1 rRNA gene is annotated in these 1,602 nt (G+C 54.9%); it reads right to left on the bottom strand.

Annotated elements, in window-relative coordinates:
• Positions 1-1,602, bottom strand: a 23S ribosomal RNA gene (locus KJS57_RS25955); the annotation flags it as partial.

The raw sequence follows: 1,602 nt of genomic DNA, 5'->3' as shown, positions 1-1,602 counted from the left end.
TTGGGAAATCTCATCTTGAGGGGGGCTTCACGCTTAGATGCTTTCAGCGCTTATCCCGTCCGCACGTAGCTACCCAGCTATGCTCCTGGCGGAACAACTGGTGCACCAGCGGTGCGTCCATCCCGGTCCTCTCGTACTAAGGACAGCTCCTCTCAAATTTCCTACGCCCACGACAGATAGGGACCGAACTGTCTCACGACGTTCTGAACCCAGCTCGCGTACCGCTTTAATGGGCGAACAGCCCAACCCTTGGGACCTACTTCAGCCCCAGGATGCGATGAGCCGACATCGAGGTGCCAAACCTCCCCGTCGATGTGGACTCTTGGGGGAGATAAGCCTGTTATCCCCAGGGTAGCTTTTATCCGTTGAGCGATGGCCCTTCCATGCGGTACCACCGGATCACTAAGCCCGACTTTCGTCCCTGCTCGACTTGTCAGTCTCGCAGTCAAGCTCCCTTATGCCTTTGCACTCTTCGAATGATTTCCAACCATTCTGAGGGAACCTTGGGGCGCCTCCGTTACTCTTTAGGAGGCGACCGCCCCAGTCAAACTGCCCGCCTGACACTGTCCCCGTACCGGATCACGGTACCAGGTTAGAACTCCAATACGATCAGGGTGGTATCCCAACGGCGCCTCCACCGAAGCTGGCGCTCCGGCTTCCTAGGCTCCCACCTATCCTGTACAAATCGTATCAAAGTCCAATATCAAGCTGCAGTAAAGCTCCATGGGGTCTTTCCGTCTTGTCGCGGGTAACCTGCATCTTCACAGGTATTAAAATTTCACCGGATCTCTCGTTGAGACAGCGCCCAAGTCGTTACGCCATTCGTGCGGGTCAGAATTTACCTGACAAGGAATTTCGCTACCTTAGGACCGTTATAGTTACGGCCGCCGTTTACTGGGGCTTCAGTTCATAGCTTCGGGTTACCCCTAACCACTCCCCTTAACCTTCCAGCACCGGGCAGGCGTCAGCCCGTATACTTCGCCTTGCGGCTTCGCACAGACCTGTGTTTTTGCTAAACAGTCGCTTGGGCCTTTTCACTGCGGCCCCCTCGTGCTATTCACACTACCGGGGCACCCCTTCTCCCGAAGTTACGGGGTCATTTTGCCGAGTTCCTTAACGAGAGTTCTTCCGCGCGCCTTAGAATTCTCTTCTCGCCTACCTGTGTCGGTTTGCGGTACGGGCACCTTCACCTGGCTAGAGGCTTTTCTTGGCAGTGTGAGATCATGACCTTCGGTACTGTAAATTTTCCCTCCCCATCACAGCCCAGCCTTACGATGTGCGGATTTGCCTACACATCAGCCTCACTGCTTGGACGAGCATCCATCAGCTCGCGTCACTACCCTACTGCGTCACCCCATTGCTCATAACGGTTTACGGTGGTACAGGAATTTCAACCTGTTGTCCTTCGACTACGCCTTTCGGCCTCGCCTTAGGTCCCGACTTACCCTGAGCGGACGAACCTTCCTCAGGAACCCTTAGGCTTTCGGCGGATCAGATTCTCACTGATCTTTTCGTTACTCATACCGGCATTCTCACTTGTATGCTGTCCAGCGCTCCTTACGGTACACCTTCAACCTACATACAACGCTCCCCTACCCCTGA

The organism is Paenibacillus vini (genome assembly GCF_018403325.1).
Lineage (GTDB): Bacteria > Bacillota > Bacilli > Paenibacillales > Paenibacillaceae > Fontibacillus > Fontibacillus vini.
This window is presented reverse-complemented; position numbering and strand designations above follow the sequence as displayed.